The sequence below is a fragment of the Halomonas sp. S3-1-1 genome (assembly GCF_023757625.1).
Classification (GTDB): Bacteria; Pseudomonadota; Gammaproteobacteria; order Pseudomonadales; family Halomonadaceae; genus Vreelandella.
Genome location: NZ_JALGBZ010000002.1, coordinates 350,877 through 368,364, shown reverse-complemented (window position 1 = coordinate 368,364; position 17,488 = coordinate 350,877). Strand labels below are relative to the sequence as shown.

The following is a 17,488-nucleotide window of genomic DNA, read 5'->3' as shown; positions in this document are numbered from 1 at the left end:
ACAGCGTGTCCACTTTTTGTGTGCGCTTTCAACGAGGCGAGCTGTCATGAGCCTGTAAGGCCTTGGCCAGTAGTGAAAGACACGCTTCGACGGCGAAGCTTCGAGTGCGGTGACGAAAGATGCAGAGATCCATCCGCGCCGGCTCGAGCTCGTCCGAGGCAAGAGGAATGCTCTTGAGCTCGCCCTGACGACACTCCCGAGCTACCGCCATGGGAGGAAGAATGAGCACACCGGCGCCGTTCAGGGCCAGCGCCTTCTGAGTCTCAAGCGACGCGGTATCGAAGGTGGGCATGAGCTTGATACCCGCCCGGTGGGCACTGCGCTCGAACGCCTGACGCGCCCCGAAGGATTCACCTGGCAAGATGATGCGATGTTCGGCAAGTGCTTCGAGCGTTACCTCGTGAACGGCGGCAAGCGGATGCCTTGGTGCCATAACCGCATGGTGTTCCAGCCGCGCACTTTCCAGGATAAGGATATCCTCATGACGCGGCATGAAGAATGAAAGGCCGATATCCGCGGTGCCAAGGCGCAAGCCCTCTACCATTTGCCCTGCGCTGGCGATGCCGATATCGAAATTGAGTCTTGGATGGCGTTCGGCCATATCAGCAAGCGCCGGGGCCAGAAGCCCCGCCACCACGCCTTCGGCCACCTGCAGACGCACTCGTCCGGTACGTAGGCCCTTGAGGTCGGCGATATGCTCCTGAACACGCTCCAGGTCGCGCAGGGTGTGCTGCGCCTGAGCGGCCAGAAGTTCCCCGGCGGCGGTCAGACTGATGCCGTTGGGCCCGCGCTCCAGCAGTGGCGCGCCCAGTTGATGCTCCAGCAGATCGATCTGGCGGCTGATCGCCGTAGGCGCGATGTGCAGCATGGCCGCCGCCTGGCGCAGCGAGCGACACCGCGCCACGGTATCGAAGTAGTGAAGCGCGCGGCCGCTGATCATTGGGCGTCTCCGTGCTGGTCAAAGGTGCGGGACATGATGGTGACATCCTCCCCGCGGTACTGGTCGCGCTCCACGGGTTGCCAGCCCAAACGCTGATAAAGGGCTTGCTGGTCTGGCGTATAGAGATACAGCCGCTCGATGGCGTTGGCGCGAGCCTCCTGCTCCACGCGTCGTACCAGCTGTGAGGCAATTTGGCGGCCCCGCCTGGACGGCACGACGAAGACCGAGGCAAGCCAGGGCGAAAGTTCCGGTCGATGGGGCATATCCTCGGCGATCAGACTCGCCGTGCCCACCGGCTCACCGTTTTCCAGCGCTACGAACAGAGACGGCACGCCGCGAGCCCCGCATTCACCGCGCGTCTCGTCCAGCGCCTGTTCGAACGTTTGCCCCGGGTGCAAGTGTCCCCACATGGCGAAGGTCCAGGCGGTGACGGTCGGCAGTTGCGGGCTATCGGCGTGAAGACGCTCGATTGAAAAGGGGTCGGACATGGGGTGTTCTGATTCCTGTTGAGCAAACGGACCTAAGTGTTCTGCCGGACGAACTCCACGCTCTGCGGATGTCGCTCGCAGCAGAAGACGTAGATGAGACCGACCGCGGCCCAGTCCAGGTTCGCCTCGCCTTCGGAGTCGATCTGGGCGAAGAACGTCATGGGGTTCGAACAATGGGGGCAGTCGGGCACGTGCTCGCCCTGCAGGTAAAGCGGGTAGCCGCCCTGCCAGCTTTTCAGATCATCAATACAGCCCGCCCGCGCTACTGCCTGATCCAACGCCTGCCAGGGCCTTTCCGGATCGAGCTCGCAACAGAGCGCTTCGGCTTGCGTACTTTGGGTATCGAGCCCCTCCCAGCCGGGTAGCGAGCGCACCACTTGGCGCGTGATCCGACACGGCGTGATTGCGTTGCGATCGGTGTCGGGGCGCTCCAGGCGAATCTGCTTGTCGCTTGCTGGTGCGTGAAACCACTGTGCGTGCCAGAGCCCCCGGTCGCGCGGGTCGTCGCCGGCGGGCAGGCAGTCAAAGCAGTAGTAAAAGGCGAACAGCGCGTTCGCCCTCTCCTCAAAAAGCTGAAACACGAAAGTGAGCGGCTGGGTGCAAAGCGTGCATACAGGCCACGTTGCCCCCGCTTCACAGTAAGGCAAACCGCCGAACTTGCTGGCAAGCGAGGGCTCCATTGCGCTCGGGTCGGCGTGGGGCGTCAATACCTGCGCCTCTTTGATCAGCGGGGCGAGCAGCGCGTCGAGTCGGTCTTCCATGAAACGATTCCTTTGTCGATTAGACGACTCTAACCTAAAACCCGACGAGCGATAAGCGCCGCCCTATCGTGAAGCCTTATCCTGAAAAGCTGTCGTGACGCTCGCTAGATGCTGACTAGTACTTTCCTACGGTTAATGAATAAGTCCTCTTAAATGACACGCATGCTAACCTCATACAAACAATGATCCGAGGGACCCACGGCATGCCATTTCCCCTACCACTCCCTCGTTCCAAGCGATTACATCGCCTGACGCTCGCCACGACCGGCCCACGGGTGTTTGCCTTTGTGCATGCGTTCGGCCTCACGGTATGGATTGCGCGGGTGGAGGGAACACAGTGGCAGCTGATATTGCCCGGCGTAATTCTGCTGATTTGGCCGGGGATCGCCTACTGGCATGCAACGCTTGCCAAAAATACCAAACGCGCCGAGTTCAAAAATCTGCTTTTCGATACGCTGCTGTTTGGTATCTGGTGCAGCGTGCTGGATTTCTATGTGCTGGGTACCATCACGCTGGCGCTGGCCTGCCTGTTGAACAACCTCGTGGTGGGCGGGCCACGCCGCATGCTGATATCGGCGCTGGTTTTTACCTTTTCAGCGCTGGCCGGCGCGTTGGTCACCGGCCCGGACTTTCGCCCCTACGTCAATGTCTGGGTCGATATCTATCAATGGACGGGGGCCGTGGTCTATTTCATGGTGATGGGCCGCGTTACCTACCAGCAAAACCGTCAGATCGGCCGCAGCATGCGCGCCATCGAGATGCAGAATCGCTTCTTTCAAACCCTGCTCGACCTGACCTTGCTCAGCCATCACACGATGACAATTCCCGCCTTGCTAGACCAGTTTATCGATCACCTTCGCACCCATTTTCCGGATTACGGGTTCGCCGTGATCCTCCATGAGCGCGCGCGGCCGGATACCGTTTCGTTCGCGGCCACCGCCAACTTGACCGCCGACGACCAGCATCAGTTGAGGACACTGACCGCCGACCTCTCGGCGGAAAAAACGGGCCGTACCCTTGTCCGCCAAAGTGACGATGACGCCACGCTCTATTTAACCCCTATGCATAACCGCTCTGGCCTTTATCTGGGCTGGCTCATCGTCAAGGCACCCGAGGGCAACAGCGGGCTCGAGCAGATCCTGCCGCTGTTCGCTGATCAGCTGGCCGGCGCCACCGAAAACAAGCTGCTTCAGCTCGAGCTCACCCGGCTTGCCGAACGCGATGCTCTCACAGGCCTATATAATCGCGGCTTTTTCGACTCGGCGCTGCACGCCTGTATCGCCAACAAGGAGCGCCTGTCCGGCGCCGATTTTGCCGTCATCGTGATGGATATCGACCGCCTGAAAGAGTCAAACGACCGCTACGGCCACGAGGCAGGCGACGAGCTGATTACCTGCGTTGCCCAGCATCTGCAGGCCTGTACCCGGGAGAGCGACATCCTTGCTCGTTACGGCGGCGATGAGTTCATATTCCTGCTGCCGGCAACCAGCCTCGACGCGGCTCAAACGTTGCTCAAGCGAATTCGCTCTCATCTCGCCGAGCAGCAGTGCGTGCTCAACCTTCCCACCGGCCCGCTTAGCTTCGCCATCGAGCTTAGCCTGGGGTGCGCCTGTTCAAGCGAAGCCCCCTCTCAAGAGGTGCTGGCGCTGGCCGACGAACGCATGTACGCCGACAAGCGCGCGAACCGGGAGCGCTGTGATCAGCGATAAGGCGTTGATTGCGCGCTAGCCACCGCCGGGCCTGCGACCTTGAAAGCTACGCGGGTTGCTCGTCATCAAAAGAGCCGGCCAAACCGTTGGCCGGGCGCTGCCCCCAGAGATCGGCATGCACGAGCGACGCCAGCGGAAGCCTGGAGCGCCAGCCCTTCGCCTCCAGCTCCGGCTTTTCCAGAAACTCACTCACGTAGCCAAGGCAAAGATAGGCCAGCGGATAGACGTGCTCGGGAAGCCCGAGAGTGTCGCCAAGCTTTTGCGGGTCGATGATACTCACCCAGCCCACGCCGATGCCTTCGGCGCGGGCGGCGAGCCACAGGTTCTGCACCGCCAGGCAGGTGCTAAACAGATCCGTTTCGATGACGCTGTCGCGCCCCAGCACGTGCGGCCCACCGCGAGTACGATCGCAGGTGATGCAGAGATTGATCGGGCTTTCGAGAATGCCCTGAAGCTTCAGGCCGCGGTAGAGCGCTTGGCGCTCGCCGCTAAAGCGCGTCGCCGCCTCATCATTGGCCTCGTTGAACAGCTCGAGAATCGAGGCGCGGACTTCCCGGCTCTCGATGACGATGAAGTCCCAAGGCTGCATGAAGCCCACCGACGGCGCGTGGTGCGCCGCTTCAAGAAGCCGTTTTAGCACCTCTTCCGGGACCCTGTCGGGCAAAAATTGCGAGCGCACATCGCGGCGCTCGAACATGGCGCGGTAGACGCCGCGGCGCTCGGCCTCGCTAAAGCGGTAGCTCGAGGCCGTCATGGCGCGAGCTTGATCATTTCAATGTGCGGGATGCCGTCTTCATCGAAGGGCTCACCTACGGCGTCGAAACCGAGCGAGGCGTAAAAGCTCGCGAGGTGCGCCTGGGCGCCGATACGAATGCCCTGACCCGGGTAGGCAGCTTCGGTAAAGCGAATCGCCTCCGCCATCAGCTCACGGCCAAGCTCTTGGCCGCGAAAGGCCGCTACGGTCATTACCCGCCCGATCGACGGCTCAGCGAACTTCTCCTTTGGTCCCACCACGCGCACGTAGGCGGCAAGATCACCACCTTTGGTGGCGCGCAGGTGCCAGGCCGTTAGATCGAGCGCGTCCAGCTCCGGGTAAGCACAGGCCTGCTCGACCACGAACACCGCCTCGCGAGCGCGGGCGATCTCGAAAAAGGCGCGGGTGTCGAGCTCATCAAAGCGCGACCAGTTAAAATCCAGTGACATAACAACTCTACCCTTTCGATCGTGGCGTTCAAGCCGCCAGTATATCGTGATGGGCTGCTCGTGTGGTCACACACGTTTGAGACGCGACCTCATGAGTCTACCCGGTTGCCTTATTAGCACGACATCAATTAATATCAATTATCATTAAGATTAACGTAAAGCTCGCGACGGACCCACCATGTCGAACCGTTCATTGAAGCACCTGCGTCAACGCGTGGTCGTCTCGTTTATTGTCTTCATCGTTTCATGGAGTAGCGCTACCTTGGCTCAGCAACGCGACCTTCAACAGACGCTGGGACACACTGTGTTCGACGAGCAGCTGGCAAGCTACCGCTTCGAGCGCTTCACCGTCGAAAGCCAGACGCCCGAGCGGCACTGGCGAGTCACGCTGGGGATTCCCCGGCAGGCACCGCCGGACCAAGGCTATCCCGCCTTCTGGATGCTCGACGGCAACGCGGCACTGATGGAGTTCGACGCTGCGCTGCTCGAGTCGATCGAAGACCAATCCGCACCACCAGTGCTGGTGTTTCTGGGCTACGACAACGACCTGCGCATCGACCGCACGCGTATACAGGATTACACCTATACCGCCTTGGCGGATGACGAAGGCCGAGGCGGCGGCGCGAAGGCGTTTCTGGCCGCGATCGAGCGTCACATCCGCCCGGCGGTCGAGCGCCACGTTCATACCGACCCGCACCGCCAGACGCTCTGGGGTCATTCGCTCGGCGGACTCTTCGCGCTATATACCCTTTTTACCCAGCCCGACGCGTTCAGCACCTACGCCGCGGGCAGCCCGTCGCTCTGGTGGGGTGAAGGCGCGCTGCTCGACGCGCTCGACAGCGACAGCGCCGCCTACACAACGAGCGAGCTGCGCGTGCTGCTCAGCCTGGGCGGCGGTGAGCGCGAACGCGACACCTCTCACCGCGACATGAGCGACCCGCGGGTCCGCGCGCACCTGCAACGCGTGTCGAGCGTACCGCCGGAGGCCGTCGAGCAACTGGCCGAGCGCCTCGACGGCTTCGATGGCGTTACCGCCGACTACCGGGAATTCCCCGGCCTGAGCCACGGCGAGACCTTTCGCGCCTCGCTAATGGCGGCGCTTGGCGACGTGACGGGTATGTCACCCATCGACTAATACAAGGCAATACCGCAGCGGCCCGCCCCACCTACCTTCAAGGAGAGAACACCCTGCCATCCTCACTTAAACGCCACCGGAACACACCGTTGGCCGTGGCCCAGAGCGCCCACGGCCAAGGCCACGTGTTTGCCGTCAACCAGTTCCAGGGCGAGGACGACCCGGAAGGCAACCACCTGCGCCGCCTACAGCCCGCCGAAGGCTAACTCCCGGCCTGCCGCCGCCGCTTGGGGCGGCGGGCCTCACCCCAAGCGCCAGCGAAGCGGCGCCGCCTCCCGCAGCACGCCCGCCTCGTCCCAGTCCTGCCAGCCGGCGAAGGGAATCGGGTCTTCGCTTTCAAGATGCCCCAACCGTTCGGCCCAGCGACGCTTGCAGTCCGCGAGATGCGCCTCAAGCGCCTCCTGCTTCTGGTACTCGATACCGCCGCCCTGCACGCCGTAGCTTACCTGGGGTGCCAGCACATCGAAGCCTACGTAGTAAAGCGACGAATGGATCGGCCAGAGCCAGGCGGCCATGTCACCGGCGCGGCCAAAGGGCTGAAAAGCTTGCCGGGGCGAGCCTGCGGTGACCGAGAGCAGCGCGCGTTTGCCCTTGAAATAGCCATGGTCGTAGCGCATACGGCTCGAGTAGCGCCCGCCGTAGACCATCACGCGATCGAACCAGCCCTTGAGAATCGCCGGCTGGGCGTGCCACCAGAGCGGAAACTGGAAGATCACCAGATCCGCCCATTCGAGCCGGTCGAGCTCGCGGGCGACCTCCTCGGGCAGCGTCTGGCGCTTTGCGTGGTCGCGCTGCGCGTCCAGCGGTTTGAAGACGCCGTCGTCGATATCAACATAGTGGCTCGCCCGCTCGACCGGGTCGAAGCCCTCGGCGTACAAATCACTGACCGCTACCGCGTGCCCCGCGCTTTCAAGGCGGGCAACGGCGGTTTTCATCAGCGCGGCGTTGAACGAGCGCGTCTCAGGGTGGGCCAATACGATCAAAACGTTCATGGAATACCTCTGGCTGTCACGACATCAGCGTACAGGCTACCCTGTACGATATTGCAACAACATTCGCCAATTTAGACAATCGGGTTTGCATGAATGTACAGCACATGAAGTGGGATGATCTGCAGCTGGTGCTGGCCGTGACGCAGGCGGGCTCGCTTTCCGGCGCGGCCCGCGCGCTTCGTTTAAGCCACGCCACCGTGTTCAGACGGCTCGCCGCGCTCGAACAGCGCCTGAGCGTTACCCTGTTCGAGCGCCATCGTCACGGCTATACGCCGACGCTTGCCGGCGAGGAGCTGGCGGCCAGCGCCGAGCGGGTACGAGAGGAAATTCACCGCGCCGAGCGCCGGCTCACCGGCCAGGATTTAAAGCTTTCGGGCAGCCTGCGCGTGACCACCACCGACACCCTTTTCGCCGGGCTGCTGAGTCCGATCTTCGCTGACTTTCGTCGAGCGTTCCCGGAGATCCGCCTGGAAGTCGCCATCTCCAATCAGCGTCACAGCCTTTCGCATCGCGAGGCCGACATCGCCCTGCGCCCGACCCACGCGCCGCCGCCAACGCTGGTCGGCCGCCAGTTAGGTACGCTGGCGCTGGCGGTCTACGGCCAGCGCCAGCGTTGGGAACCCGTCTCGAGTGACAGGCTTGCCGCGGCGCGCTGGATCGGGCCGGATGCTCATATGGGCGACACCGCGCTGGAAAAATGGATGACGGACAAGCACGTTGTCTACCGGCTGGATAGCCTGTTGGCGATCCAACACGCGCTGCGCTTGGGCAACGAGGTGGCGGTGCTGCCCTGCTACCTGGGCGACGCCGACCACACCTTGTTACGCCTCGGCGAGCCGGTCGCAGCGCTTGCCACGCCGCTTTGGCTGCTCACCCATCCGGACCTTCGCCACCTAGCGCGGGTGCGCGCCTTCATGGAAGCGGTCACCGACGGCGTGCGCCAGCGCCTCGCTCAGCCGGAATAGAAGCGCGTCCAGCCCCACAGTAAAAGCAACGCGAAGAGCAGCCAGACCAGAGTAGCGGCGGTCAGCGTGCCGGTCAGGGTGAGCCGGTAGCTGGCGTAGTAGATGGCGGCGAGATAGGCCGCGTAGGGAATCAGCGAGCAGAGGCCGAATAGCGCGGTGGTGCGCAGATCCGCCATGCCGCGCTCGGAGCCGACGATGTAGTGCGCGATCAGCGCAAAGGTGGGAAACAGCGGCACCAAACCGGCGATGAAAAAGCTTTTGGTCCGCGATAAAAGCGCAATGAGCAGCACCGCCAGCGCGCCGAGCAGACATTTCAACAAAAGCGCCATCGCGCTCACTCCTTAATCGTCATTTCCGGTGGACGCTTCAACGCTGGCCAGCATCTGCTTGAGCAGCGCATCGAGCTCGCCGCGCTGCGTGTCAGTCAGCCCGCTGACCAGCACCTGCTGCGTTTCGACGTGGGCGGTCACGGCCTCGTCGATCAGCGCGAAGCCCTCGCTTGAGAGCGAAATCAGAAAGCCGCGCCCGTCCTCGGGGTTTTTCACCCGCTCAATGAGCCCGGCTTTTTCGAGCTGCTGAAGGCGGTGGGTCATGGTGCCGGAGGTGACCATGGTGGAGGCCATCAGCGCGCTCGGCGACAGCGCAAACGGTGGGCCTTCGCGCCGGAGCGTGGCGAGCACGTCGAAGCTCGACTCGCTTAGCCCAAACGGCTCCCAGGTTTTCTCCATGGCGCGCATCAGCACCTGGTTGAGCCGCTTGAGGCGGCCAAGCGTGCCCATCGGCGCCACATCGAGCTCAGGGCGCTGGCGCTGCCACTGCAAAAGTATTCTATCGACATGATCCATGGCTGCGAGCTTACGACTTTTTATCTTGACGTCAAGATAAAAAAACAGATATCTTGATATCAAGATATTTGAACAGGATGTCCTCGTGCCGCCAATCCGCTCCGATTTTACCGATAAGGCCTTTTCCTCAAGACGTTTCGCCCCGCTCGTCTATCTGCTCGCCGGGGGTTCACTGCTGGGTCTTTCCACCAATCTGGCCAAGCAAGCCGGCGAGATGGCGCTGTCGCCGCTAGCGTTTCTGTTCTGGTCACTTTTCGGGGCGGCGCTGATTCTGCTGGCGCTGGCCGCCGCGCGCGGCCGGCTGCCGCCGGTCAACGCCCGCACGCTCGAGTACTACACGGTGTCGGCGCTGGTGGGGGTGGCGGGCTCCAACCTGCTGTTCTTCTCGGCCATTGCGCATATCGGCGCCGGTTTCGTGGCGTTGGTCATCACCCTGCCACCGCTTTTGACCTATCTCGGCGCGCTGGCGCTAAAGATGGAGCGCTTTCAGCCAAGCCGCGGCCTAGGCGTACTCGCCGCGCTCGCCGGGGCGCTCATTCTCGCCGCGCACAAGATCGCCACCCCGGAGGCAGACGTTCGCTGGATACTGCTTGCGCTGCTCGGCCCGGTGCTGCTGGCGATTGGCAATCTTTACCGCACGCTGCGCTGGCCGCCGGGGGTAGCCGGCGAAACCCTGGCACCGGGCATGCTGGTGGCCGCGGTAGCGCTATTGCTGGGAGTGAGTCTACTGCCCGGCTTTACGCTCGCCGTGCCCGCCCAAACGAGCGTGGCGCTGTTGATCGCGCTGCAGGCAGCGGTGTTCGCCGGGCAGTTTCTGCTGCTTTTCTTGCTACAAAAAAGCGGCGGCCCGGTGCTTTTGAGCCTGTTGGGGTCGGTAGGGGCGCTGTTCGGCGTGCCGGTGGCCATCCTTGTTCAGGGCGAAAGCGCCCCGGATGGATTACTGATGGGAGCGCTGCTGATCGCCGCGGGAATTGCGCTCTTGAACCTCGGCAAGGCGGGAATTTGGCCCCGCTTTGCCAGGCCGGGTCGATAGCTCGAAAGTCTTAACGGCGTTTAGACGAGGCGACGCTGCATGAAGTGGACATTGGCCTCGGTCTTGACGATACGAAACCCGTGACGCGTGTAAAACGCGACCGCCGGATTGATGCAGAACACCTTGAGGCGCAGCGCGGCGCTGCCCGCCTGTCCCGCCCGCGAAAGGGCAAAATCGAGCGCCGCCGCGCCTAGCCCGCAGCGCTGCCACGCCGGGTCGATTTGAAGCTCGCGGATATGGCACGCATCATCAAAAGCGTCGAGACACAAAAGCCCGACTGGGCGGTCGTCGAGCACGAGCTGGTAGCTTTCCATCTCGCGCCACTGGCGCTCGAACAGCGCCTCCTCCCAGTGCATGTCCAGCGCCTCGTAATAATCGGCCATGTTGCGCTGAATGAGCCTGGAGGCGAACGCTCGGTCGCGGGTGGGCTGGATGAGCGGCGTCACGCGTCGAGCAGCGCCAGATGCGCGCGGGCGATGTCGTACTGGCTGAACACGCGCACGCCGTGCTGGCATAAAAGCGCGGCGGCCACGCCCATGCCGGCTACCTTGTGGCCGGCAAAACGGCCGTCATAAATAGACGTGCTGCCGCAGGAGGGGCTGGACTCGGCCAGCACGGCAACCTTTATACCGAACCGTCGGCACCTTTCGAGCGCTATCGACGCCCCCTCGATAAAATCGGCGGTAACATCGCGCCCCTCGTTTTCCCGCACCTGGGCTTCGCCCGCCAGCACGCTCGCGCCGTCGCCGGCGATGATCTCCGCCGGCGGTCGCGGTGTGCTCATGCCCGCCTCGACCTCGGGGCACACCGACACGATGCGCTTTTCAGCTCGCCACTGCTCGAGGATTTCATCGGCAACCGTCAGCGCCTGACCGTCGTAGCGGACCTTCTTGCCCAGCAGGCAGGCGCTGACCAACACGTAGTGCACGTTCACTTCTCCAAAGCGTTTTTCGATACAGGTTTGCCGACGCGCTACCCCAGCTGAAACGGATACACCGATCCCATTTCGAGCAGTTTTGTAAGCTCATCGAGGGCGGTGAGCGACTCGCGTGCAAGCTGCGGGTCGGCCAGATCCTTGGGTGCCAGCCGGTCGCGGTAATGGTGCTCGACCCAAGCGGTCAGGTCCTCGAACAAAGCGGGCGTCAGCAGCACGCGGGCATCGATCGCCTCGCGCTCGGCGCTCGAGAGCGCCACGCGCAGGCGCAGACAGGCCGGGCCGCCGCCGTTTTGCATGCTCTGCTTGACATCCTTGACGAGCACCTCGGAAATCGGATTATAGCCCGCAAGAATCAGGTCCTGAATCACGCGCCATACCGTTTCGTTCTCCTGACACTCGCCGGGGACCACCAGCGTCATGCTGCCGTCCGGGTTGGAAAGCAGCTGCGAGTTGAAGAGATACGAGCCGACGGCGTCGTCAAGGCTGATCGCCTCGACCGGCACGCGCACAGGGATCAGGGGCGTGGCCATTTTGTCGCGCAGCGCCTCCAGAGTGCCCTCTTCGTCCAGAAAGGCCAGCTCGTGATAGAGCAGTACCGGGCCGTTGCCCACGGCGATCACGTCGTTATGGAACACGCCAGCGTCGATCGCCTCCGGGTGCTGCTGGGCGAACACGGTTTGCGCCTCACTCAGCCCGTGCTGTCGGGCCACGGCCTGGCTTGCCTCAAGCGTTTGGCGCGCCGGGTAGCGACTCGGCGCGCGCGCACCGGCATCAAACGCCTTGCGGCCGTAGACGAATAGATGCACGCCGGCTTCGCCGTGCTCACCGCAAAGCCTTGTATGGTTCGCCGCGCCTTCATCGGAAAACGCGGGCGTGGCCGGAAGCGCTGGATGGTGGGCGAAGTGGCGCTCGTTTTGAAAAACGGCCTTCAGCACGCGAGCGGTGGTGTCCGGCTCTAGAAAGCGGTGAAAGCTGGACTGCAGATTGGCCGGGGTGAAATGAACGCGGCCGTCCGGCGCGTCGATGCCGGGGGTAACAGTGGCGGCGTTGGCCGTCCACATGCTGGAGGCCGAGCACACCGCGCGCAGAAGCTGTGGGGCGTCGCACGCGGCACGCGCCAGCACGTTTTCGTCGCTTCCGTGAAAGCCCAGCTCGCGCAGCGCGCCGATGTCTGGGCGCTGCTGGGGCGGAAGCACGCCCTGAGCGTAGCCTGCCTCCATCAGCGATTTCATCTTCAAAAGCCCCTGCAGCGCACCCTCTTTCGGGTTGGCGGTGAGCCCGCCGTGGCGCTGGGAGGCCAGGTTGCCGGCGGCCAGGCCCGCGTAGTTGTGAGTTGGGCCGACCAGTCCGTCGAAATTGATCTCCCTGACGCTTTCATCCCCGCGGCTCATAATGTGATACCTGGCGGCAGCGTTTCCGGCATCTCCAGCGACTCGGCTTCCATCGAGGCCACCGGGTAAGCGCAGTAATCCGCCGCGTAAAAGGCGCTGGGGCGGTGGTTGCCGCTGTCGCCTACGCCGCCAAAGGGCGCATCACCGGAGGCGCCGGTGGTTTGGCGGTTCCAGTTGACGATACCCGCGCGAATACGCAGCAGAAAATCGTCCCAGTCGGCCTGGTCGCCGCCGATCAGCCCGGCGGAAAGCCCGTAGCGGGTGTCGTTGGCAAGCGCAATCGCCTCGTCCCAGTCATCGAAGCGATGAACCTTTAGCAGCGGGCCGAAGTGCTCCTCGTCGGGAACTGTAAGTCCGGTTACATCAATCAGTGCCGGGCTTAGAAGGCTCGTGTTTTTTTGGGTACGCTTCATGCGGTTGATCACGCGCGCGCCATGGGCCTCTAACGCTTTTTGGGCGTCAAGCAGGCCGTCGGCGGCGGCCAGACTAACGAGCCCGCCGTAGAACGGCGCCGGGTGCTCCTCGAACTGCCCGGCCACGTGAAGGTTATCGATGGCGTTCGAGAGCGCCTTGATCAGGCGATCGCCCTCCGCTCCCTTGGGCACCATCAGCCGTCGGGCGCAGGTGCAGCGCTGGCCGCCGGAGAGAAACGCCGACTGCAATATGGTCAGTACGGCGGCGCGCTCGTCCTGCACATCCTTGACCACCAGCGGGTTGTTGCCGCCAAGCTCGAGCGCGAGGATCTTGTCGAGCTGGCCGGCGAACTGCTGGTGCAGCATTCCCCCCACCTTGGCGCTGCCGGTGAAAAGCAGCCCGTCGATGCGGTCGTCGCCGGCCAGCGCCTGGCCCACCTCGACACCGCCCTGCACCAGGTTGATCACCCCATCCGGCAGTCCCGCCTCTTGCCAGCACTGCAGCGTCAGATCCGCGGTGAGCGGGGTCTGGTCGCTGGGCTTGAAGACCACGGCGTTGCCTGCCAGAAGCGCCGGCACGATGTGGCCGTTGGGCAGGTGGCCGGGGAAGTTGTAGGGGCCGAACACCGCCATCACGCCGTGGGGCCGGTGGCGCAGCACGGCACTGGCGCTTCCCACCGTTTTTTCGCGCTCGCCAGTGCGCTCCTGGTAGGCCTTGGCCGACAGCGCGACCTTGCCGACCATGGCGCCGGCTTCAGTGCGCGCCTCCCAAAGCGGCTTGCCGGTTTCCGAGGCGATCGCCCAGGCAAGCTCTTCGCTTCTCTGCTTGAGCACCTCGGCGAAGCGCTCGACCAGTGCCAGGCGCTGCTCAAATGGCGTGCGCGCCCAAGCGTTGAACGCCGCGCGCGCCGCCTCGACGGCCTGGCCGACCTGGGCGGGGCTTGCGGCTTCGCCCTGCCAGAGCGTCTGCCCGCCGACCGGGTCCGTTTTGCTAAAGCGCGCGCCGTCACCGGTAAGCCAGCGGCCGTCGATCAACTGCTGCGCCTTTGCGCTTAATGGTTGTGCGGTCATGACGCCTCCTGAGTATCGAGTAGTCTGAGCGTGTCGCCAGCGCCGACGTCCAGGCGTCGCGCTTCCTCTTCGCTGAGCACGATCGTGCCGCTGTCATCCGGGCCGCGGCCAAGCCAGGCGGCTCGAAACGCGCCGATCGTGGTGGTGGCCGCCAGCCAGCGGCTAACGCTTTGGGCGCCCGGGTCGCGCGTGATCTCCACCGAGTAGACCTGGGAGGTGCGCACCGCGCGTACGTCGTCGATATAGGCCTCCACGGTCGGGCCGCCGTCGAAAATATCGATATAGCCCTCCCAGCGTAGCCCCTCTTTCTTGAGCATTTCGAGCGCCGGGCGCGTGTCGCGGTGAACCTGGCCGATACAGGCGCGCGCCTTCTCGGACATGAAGGTGGTGTAAATGGGAAACTTCGGCATCAGCTCGCCGATGAAGCTTTTCTGGCCAAGCCCGGTGAGCCGGTCGGCCTCGTTGAAATCCATCGGAAAGAAGTGCTTGCCCAGGCTCTCCCAGAACGGGCTCTGGTGGTTCTCGTCGAACACGCCGCGCATCTCCGCCAGCACCTTGTCCGGAAAGCGGTCGCGAAACTCGGCGATGAAAAGCCAGCGTGCCTTGGAGAGCAGCGCGCCGCAGCGCAGGTGCTTGTTCGCCTCGCCGCGGTACTCCGGGCGCACGTAGAGCGAGCACACTTCGGCGTCGCCGGTGTGGTCCGAGCTCAAAAACAGCGTGTCGATGGTGCGGTGCAGATCGAGCTGAATCGAGGAGTGCGCCAGCGTCCCGAGGCGGTAGTGATAAAACGGCACTTCACGGCCGACCTGACCTTCGATGGCGCAGCAGCCGGCAAGCTCGCCGGTGGCGTCGTCCTCGAGCACGAAGAAGTAGAGCCGGTCGTCGACCGGGGTACGCTCCTCAAACGCGCGGGCAGCGGTTTCGATCTTGCCCGACAGGAACTCGCGGTTATCCGGAAGCGACGTAAAGCCAACGCCGGTTTGCTGCGCCAGCATCTGCAGGCCGTCGATATCGCCGCGGGCGATGGGTCGAATGCGCATTACATCTCTCCCTCGTCGAGAACGTCCTGAGCGCCTGGAAGCGTCAGCGGCGCCACCAGCACCGCGCGCCCCTCTTCCACGCCGAGCCTTTCGGCGTGCTCGGGGCTAAGCATGAGTTGGCCGGTGGGCGAGAGTGCGTAGCGCGCCACCAGACAGCGAAACGCCGCGCTCTGGTTGGCGATCAGCGCGGGCTCGGCGTCCGGCAGGGTGTGCTCTGGGCGGATACGCACCGGGTGCCAGCTGGCCTGGCGAAAGGTTTCGAGGCGCTCGCGCTCGGCCTTGACGATCGGGCCGGCGTCGAAGATATCGACGTGGCGCGAGCGCGCGAAGCCTTCCGCCAGCATCTCCTGCAGCGGGCCTTCGTGGGCCGGGTGCTCGCGGCCGATCGCCGCGCGGGCCTGGGGCGTGAGCAGCGGCAGATACAGCGGAAACTGCGGCATCACCTCGGCAATAAAGCTTTTCGAGCGCATGCCGGCGATGTGGTTGATCTCCTGAAAGCTGCGCGCAAAGAAGTGATTGCCCACGCTCTCCCAAAACGGCGATTGCTGCTGGCTATCGAGATAGCCCGGAAACGCTACCGCCAAAATGTTGGAGAAGCGCTCCGGGTACTGGGCGATAAACAAAAGCCTAGCGCGACGCAGCAGGCTCTCGGCGCTGGTGCCCTGATAGCGCGGGTTCAGCGAGAACGCGCATAAGAGAGTGGCATCCGACACCTCGTGGGAGAGCGCCAGGGTTTGTACCTCGCGGCGCACGTTGAGCTGCTGGGAGGCGTGGATCAGCGTCTCCTGGCGGTAGGTATAGTAGGCATCCGTCGCCCCGGCCTGGGCGCGGATAGTGGCGGTGCCCAGCACCCGTTCGGCCTCGTTCTCGGCGCCGGTGTCCTCCAGCACGAACATGTAGTGTTCGTCGCCGGGAAACTCCGCCTCACGAGCAAACGCCTCGAGCGAGCGCGTGATGCGCTCCTCGAGGCGCGCCCGGTTGGCCGGCAGGTTGGTTAGCCGCGGCACCGCGTTCTCGGCCAGCGCCATCAGCGCGTCGAGATCCTTCATCGCCACCGGGCGCACGATTCGCATACTCAGCCTCCTTGGCGTCAGGGCCTGCCCGGCCCCGCTCATGACTGCGCGACGAGGCGTTCGATCGCACGCTCCAACCGCGCCATGGCCTCCTCGATATCCGCCTCGGGGATCACCAGCGACGGCGCCAAACGCAGCACGTTGGGCCCCGCGATCAGCGCCATCAGCCCCTCTTCGATGGCCAGCGGAAGAATATCCTTGGCACGGCCCTCGAAGGCGTCGCTCATCTGCGCGCCCATCAGCAGGCCCATACCGCGAATCTCCTTGAACACGCCGTACTTCTCGTTGATCGCCTCCAGGTGCTTTCGAAACAACTGGTGGCGCGCCTGGACGCCGTCGAGCACTTCCGGATTATCGATGATCTCCAGAGCAGCGAGTGCGACCGCCGAGCCCAGGGCGTTGCCACCGTAGGTCGAGCCGTGAGTGCCGAAACCCAGCGAGGCGCCGATTTTGTCGGTGGTGAGCATGGCCGCCATGGGGAAGCCGCCGCCCAGGGATTTGGCGGTGGTCAAAATGTCCGGCGTAACGCTAAAGTGTTGGTAGGCGTAGAGCTTGCCGCTACGCCCGACCCCGGTTTGCACCTCGTCAAAAATCAGCAGCGCCTGGTGTTCGTCGCACAGCGCGCGAAGCCCTTCCAAAAATTCCTGGGTGGCGGGAATGATGCCGCCTTCGCCCTGCATCGGCTCGACCATCACCGCGCAGGTATCGTCGTCGATCAGCGCGCGCACGCTCTCCAAATCGTTGTACTCGGCGTGCTGGATGCCGCCGGGGATCGGGCCGAAGCCTTCGGAGTATTTCGGCTGGCCGCCAACGGTGACGGTAAAGAGCGTGCGGCCGTGAAACGACTGGCGAAAGGAGATGATCTTGTCCTTTTGCTTGCCGAAGTGGTCGAAGGCGTAGCGCCGGGCCAGCTTGAGCGCGGCTTCGTTGGCCTCGCCGCCGGAGGAGCATAGATACACCTTCTCGGCGAAGGTACTGTCGACCAGCTTGCGGGCAAGCGCCAGGGCCGGCTCATTGGTGTAAATGTTGGAGAGGTGCCAGAGCTTTTCGCCCTGCTCCTTGAGCGCCCCGACCAGCGCCGGGTGGCAGTGGCCCAGCGCGTTGACGGCGATGCCGCCGGCCAGGTCGATGTACTCACGCCCCTCCTGATCCCACAGGCGGCTGCCTTCGCCGCGCACCGGCACCACCTGCTGCGGCGCATAGTTGGGCGTCATGTAGGTGTCGAAATCCTGACGGCTGGGCGTGTGGCTCATGTGACTCTCCGGTTGGGGCAAAAGAGTTCCAGTATACGCAGCCGGCTACGTTTCGCACTTTCACGAATGAGACGGTTAATTATGTAAAGCGGCGCTGGCGCTACGTTCTTCGCTCACGGCGCAGCGTTTTTGAAAGGATGACGGAAAGGCTGCTTGAAAGAGTGCCAGAGACATTGTGAGAGAGTGCCAGAGAAAGTGTCGGCTTGATTTTCCCGCCTTAGCGACCATAGTGATTAACG

At 63.6% G+C, this 17,488-nt stretch carries 19 protein-coding genes; 4 read left to right on the top strand and 15 right to left on the bottom strand.

What is annotated here, in order from left to right; translation table 11 throughout:
- Positions 1 to 28: 28 nt before the first annotated feature.
- From MQW23_RS06770 to MQW23_RS06760, 3 genes are read right to left on the bottom strand one after another with little or no spacing between them, the layout of a single operon-like run.
- On the bottom strand, positions 29 to 940 hold the full coding sequence (locus MQW23_RS06770; RefSeq protein WP_252107102.1) for a LysR family transcriptional regulator: 912 nt from the start codon (positions 938 to 940) through the stop codon (positions 29 to 31).
- Entirely contained in the window at positions 937 to 1,428 is a 492-nt protein-coding gene (locus MQW23_RS06765) for a GNAT family N-acetyltransferase (protein WP_252107101.1), read from the bottom strand. Before MQW23_RS06765 ends, MQW23_RS06770 begins: the two co-directional genes overlap by 4 nt.
- A gap of 32 nt (positions 1,429 to 1,460) precedes the next feature.
- Positions 1,461 to 2,189, bottom strand: coding sequence for a DUF1963 domain-containing protein (locus MQW23_RS06760; protein WP_252107100.1), 729 nt, complete (start codon positions 2,187 to 2,189; stop codon positions 1,461 to 1,463).
- Positions 2,190 to 2,392: 203 nt separating this feature from the next.
- Between MQW23_RS06760 and MQW23_RS06755 the strand changes: the two genes are divergently transcribed.
- Positions 2,393 to 3,898: a sensor domain-containing diguanylate cyclase gene (locus MQW23_RS06755; protein WP_252107099.1), complete on the top strand. Its 1,506-nt coding sequence runs from the start codon at positions 2,393 to 2,395 to the stop codon at positions 3,896 to 3,898.
- Positions 3,899 to 3,944: 46 nt separating this feature from the next.
- On the opposite strand, the gene bluB is transcribed toward MQW23_RS06755, so the two are convergent.
- Together bluB and MQW23_RS06745 are read right to left on the bottom strand one after the other, a co-directional pair.
- Positions 3,945 to 4,652, bottom strand: coding sequence for a 5,6-dimethylbenzimidazole synthase (bluB, locus tag MQW23_RS06750; protein WP_252107098.1), 708 nt, complete (start codon positions 4,650 to 4,652; stop codon positions 3,945 to 3,947).
- Positions 4,649 to 5,101, bottom strand: a complete 453-nt coding sequence (locus MQW23_RS06745) for a GNAT family N-acetyltransferase (protein ID WP_252107097.1) — start codon at positions 5,099 to 5,101, stop codon at positions 4,649 to 4,651. The genes bluB and MQW23_RS06745 overlap by 4 nt, the downstream gene beginning before the upstream one ends.
- Before the next feature lie 178 nt (positions 5,102 to 5,279).
- On the opposite strand from MQW23_RS06745, the gene MQW23_RS06740 reads away from it, so the two are divergent.
- Positions 5,280 to 6,236, top strand: coding sequence for an alpha/beta hydrolase (locus tag MQW23_RS06740; RefSeq protein ID WP_252107096.1), 957 nt, complete (start codon positions 5,280 to 5,282; stop codon positions 6,234 to 6,236).
- A 242-nt stretch (positions 6,237 to 6,478) separates the two neighbouring features.
- On the opposite strand, the gene MQW23_RS06735 is transcribed toward MQW23_RS06740, so the two are convergent.
- On the bottom strand, positions 6,479 to 7,228 hold the full coding sequence (locus MQW23_RS06735; RefSeq protein WP_252107095.1) for an NAD(P)H-dependent oxidoreductase: 750 nt from the start codon (positions 7,226 to 7,228) through the stop codon (positions 6,479 to 6,481).
- 104 nt (positions 7,229 to 7,332) lie between these two features.
- Between MQW23_RS06735 and MQW23_RS06730 the strand changes: the two genes are divergently transcribed.
- Positions 7,333 to 8,193, top strand: coding sequence for a LysR family transcriptional regulator (locus MQW23_RS06730; RefSeq protein ID WP_252107094.1), 861 nt, complete (start codon positions 7,333 to 7,335; stop codon positions 8,191 to 8,193).
- Here MQW23_RS06730 and MQW23_RS06725 read toward each other — a convergent pair.
- Together MQW23_RS06725 and MQW23_RS06720 are read right to left on the bottom strand one after the other, a co-directional pair.
- Positions 8,181 to 8,522, bottom strand: coding sequence for a GlpM family protein (locus MQW23_RS06725; RefSeq protein WP_252107093.1), 342 nt, complete (start codon positions 8,520 to 8,522; stop codon positions 8,181 to 8,183). The two genes, MQW23_RS06730 and MQW23_RS06725, sit on opposite strands and share 13 nt — an antisense overlap.
- A gap of 12 nt (positions 8,523 to 8,534) precedes the next feature.
- Positions 8,535 to 9,038, bottom strand: coding sequence for a MarR family winged helix-turn-helix transcriptional regulator (locus MQW23_RS06720; protein WP_252107092.1), 504 nt, complete (start codon positions 9,036 to 9,038; stop codon positions 8,535 to 8,537).
- Positions 9,039 to 9,123: 85 nt separating this feature from the next.
- On the opposite strand from MQW23_RS06720, the gene MQW23_RS06715 reads away from it, so the two are divergent.
- The gene (locus tag MQW23_RS06715; RefSeq protein WP_252107091.1) at positions 9,124 to 10,071 is read left to right on the top strand and encodes an EamA family transporter; all 948 of its coding nucleotides are present in this window, start codon (positions 9,124 to 9,126) and stop codon (positions 10,069 to 10,071) included.
- A gap of 20 nt (positions 10,072 to 10,091) precedes the next feature.
- On the opposite strand, the gene MQW23_RS06710 is transcribed toward MQW23_RS06715, so the two are convergent.
- From MQW23_RS06710 to MQW23_RS06680, 7 genes are read right to left on the bottom strand one after another with little or no spacing between them, the layout of a single operon-like run.
- Positions 10,092 to 10,517: a GNAT family N-acetyltransferase gene (locus tag MQW23_RS06710; protein ID WP_252107090.1), complete on the bottom strand. Its 426-nt coding sequence runs from the start codon at positions 10,515 to 10,517 to the stop codon at positions 10,092 to 10,094.
- Positions 10,514 to 10,999: a 2-thiouracil desulfurase family protein gene (locus MQW23_RS06705; protein WP_252107089.1), complete on the bottom strand. Its 486-nt coding sequence runs from the start codon at positions 10,997 to 10,999 to the stop codon at positions 10,514 to 10,516. The genes MQW23_RS06710 and MQW23_RS06705 overlap by 4 nt, the downstream gene beginning before the upstream one ends.
- 44 nt (positions 11,000 to 11,043) lie before the next feature.
- A complete protein-coding gene (gene astB / locus MQW23_RS06700) occupies positions 11,044 to 12,399 on the bottom strand; it encodes an N-succinylarginine dihydrolase (protein WP_252107088.1) in 1,356 nt (451 codons plus the stop codon).
- A complete protein-coding gene (gene astD, locus MQW23_RS06695; protein WP_252107087.1) occupies positions 12,396 to 13,883 on the bottom strand; it encodes a succinylglutamate-semialdehyde dehydrogenase in 1,488 nt (495 codons plus the stop codon). Before astD ends, astB begins: the two co-directional genes overlap by 4 nt.
- Positions 13,880 to 14,923 carry an arginine N-succinyltransferase gene (gene astA / locus MQW23_RS06690; protein WP_252107086.1) on the bottom strand — a complete coding sequence of 348 codons (1,044 nt, stop codon included), beginning with the start codon at positions 14,921 to 14,923 and terminating at the stop codon, positions 13,880 to 13,882. Before astA ends, astD begins: the two co-directional genes overlap by 4 nt.
- Positions 14,923 to 15,996: an arginine N-succinyltransferase gene (locus tag MQW23_RS06685; RefSeq protein WP_252107085.1), complete on the bottom strand. Its 1,074-nt coding sequence runs from the start codon at positions 15,994 to 15,996 to the stop codon at positions 14,923 to 14,925. The genes astA and MQW23_RS06685 overlap by 1 nt, the downstream gene beginning before the upstream one ends.
- 38 nt (positions 15,997 to 16,034) lie before the next feature.
- Positions 16,035 to 17,249, bottom strand: a complete 1,215-nt coding sequence (locus MQW23_RS06680; RefSeq protein WP_252107084.1) for an aspartate aminotransferase family protein — start codon at positions 17,247 to 17,249, stop codon at positions 16,035 to 16,037.
- Positions 17,250 to 17,488: the final 239 nt, after the last annotated feature.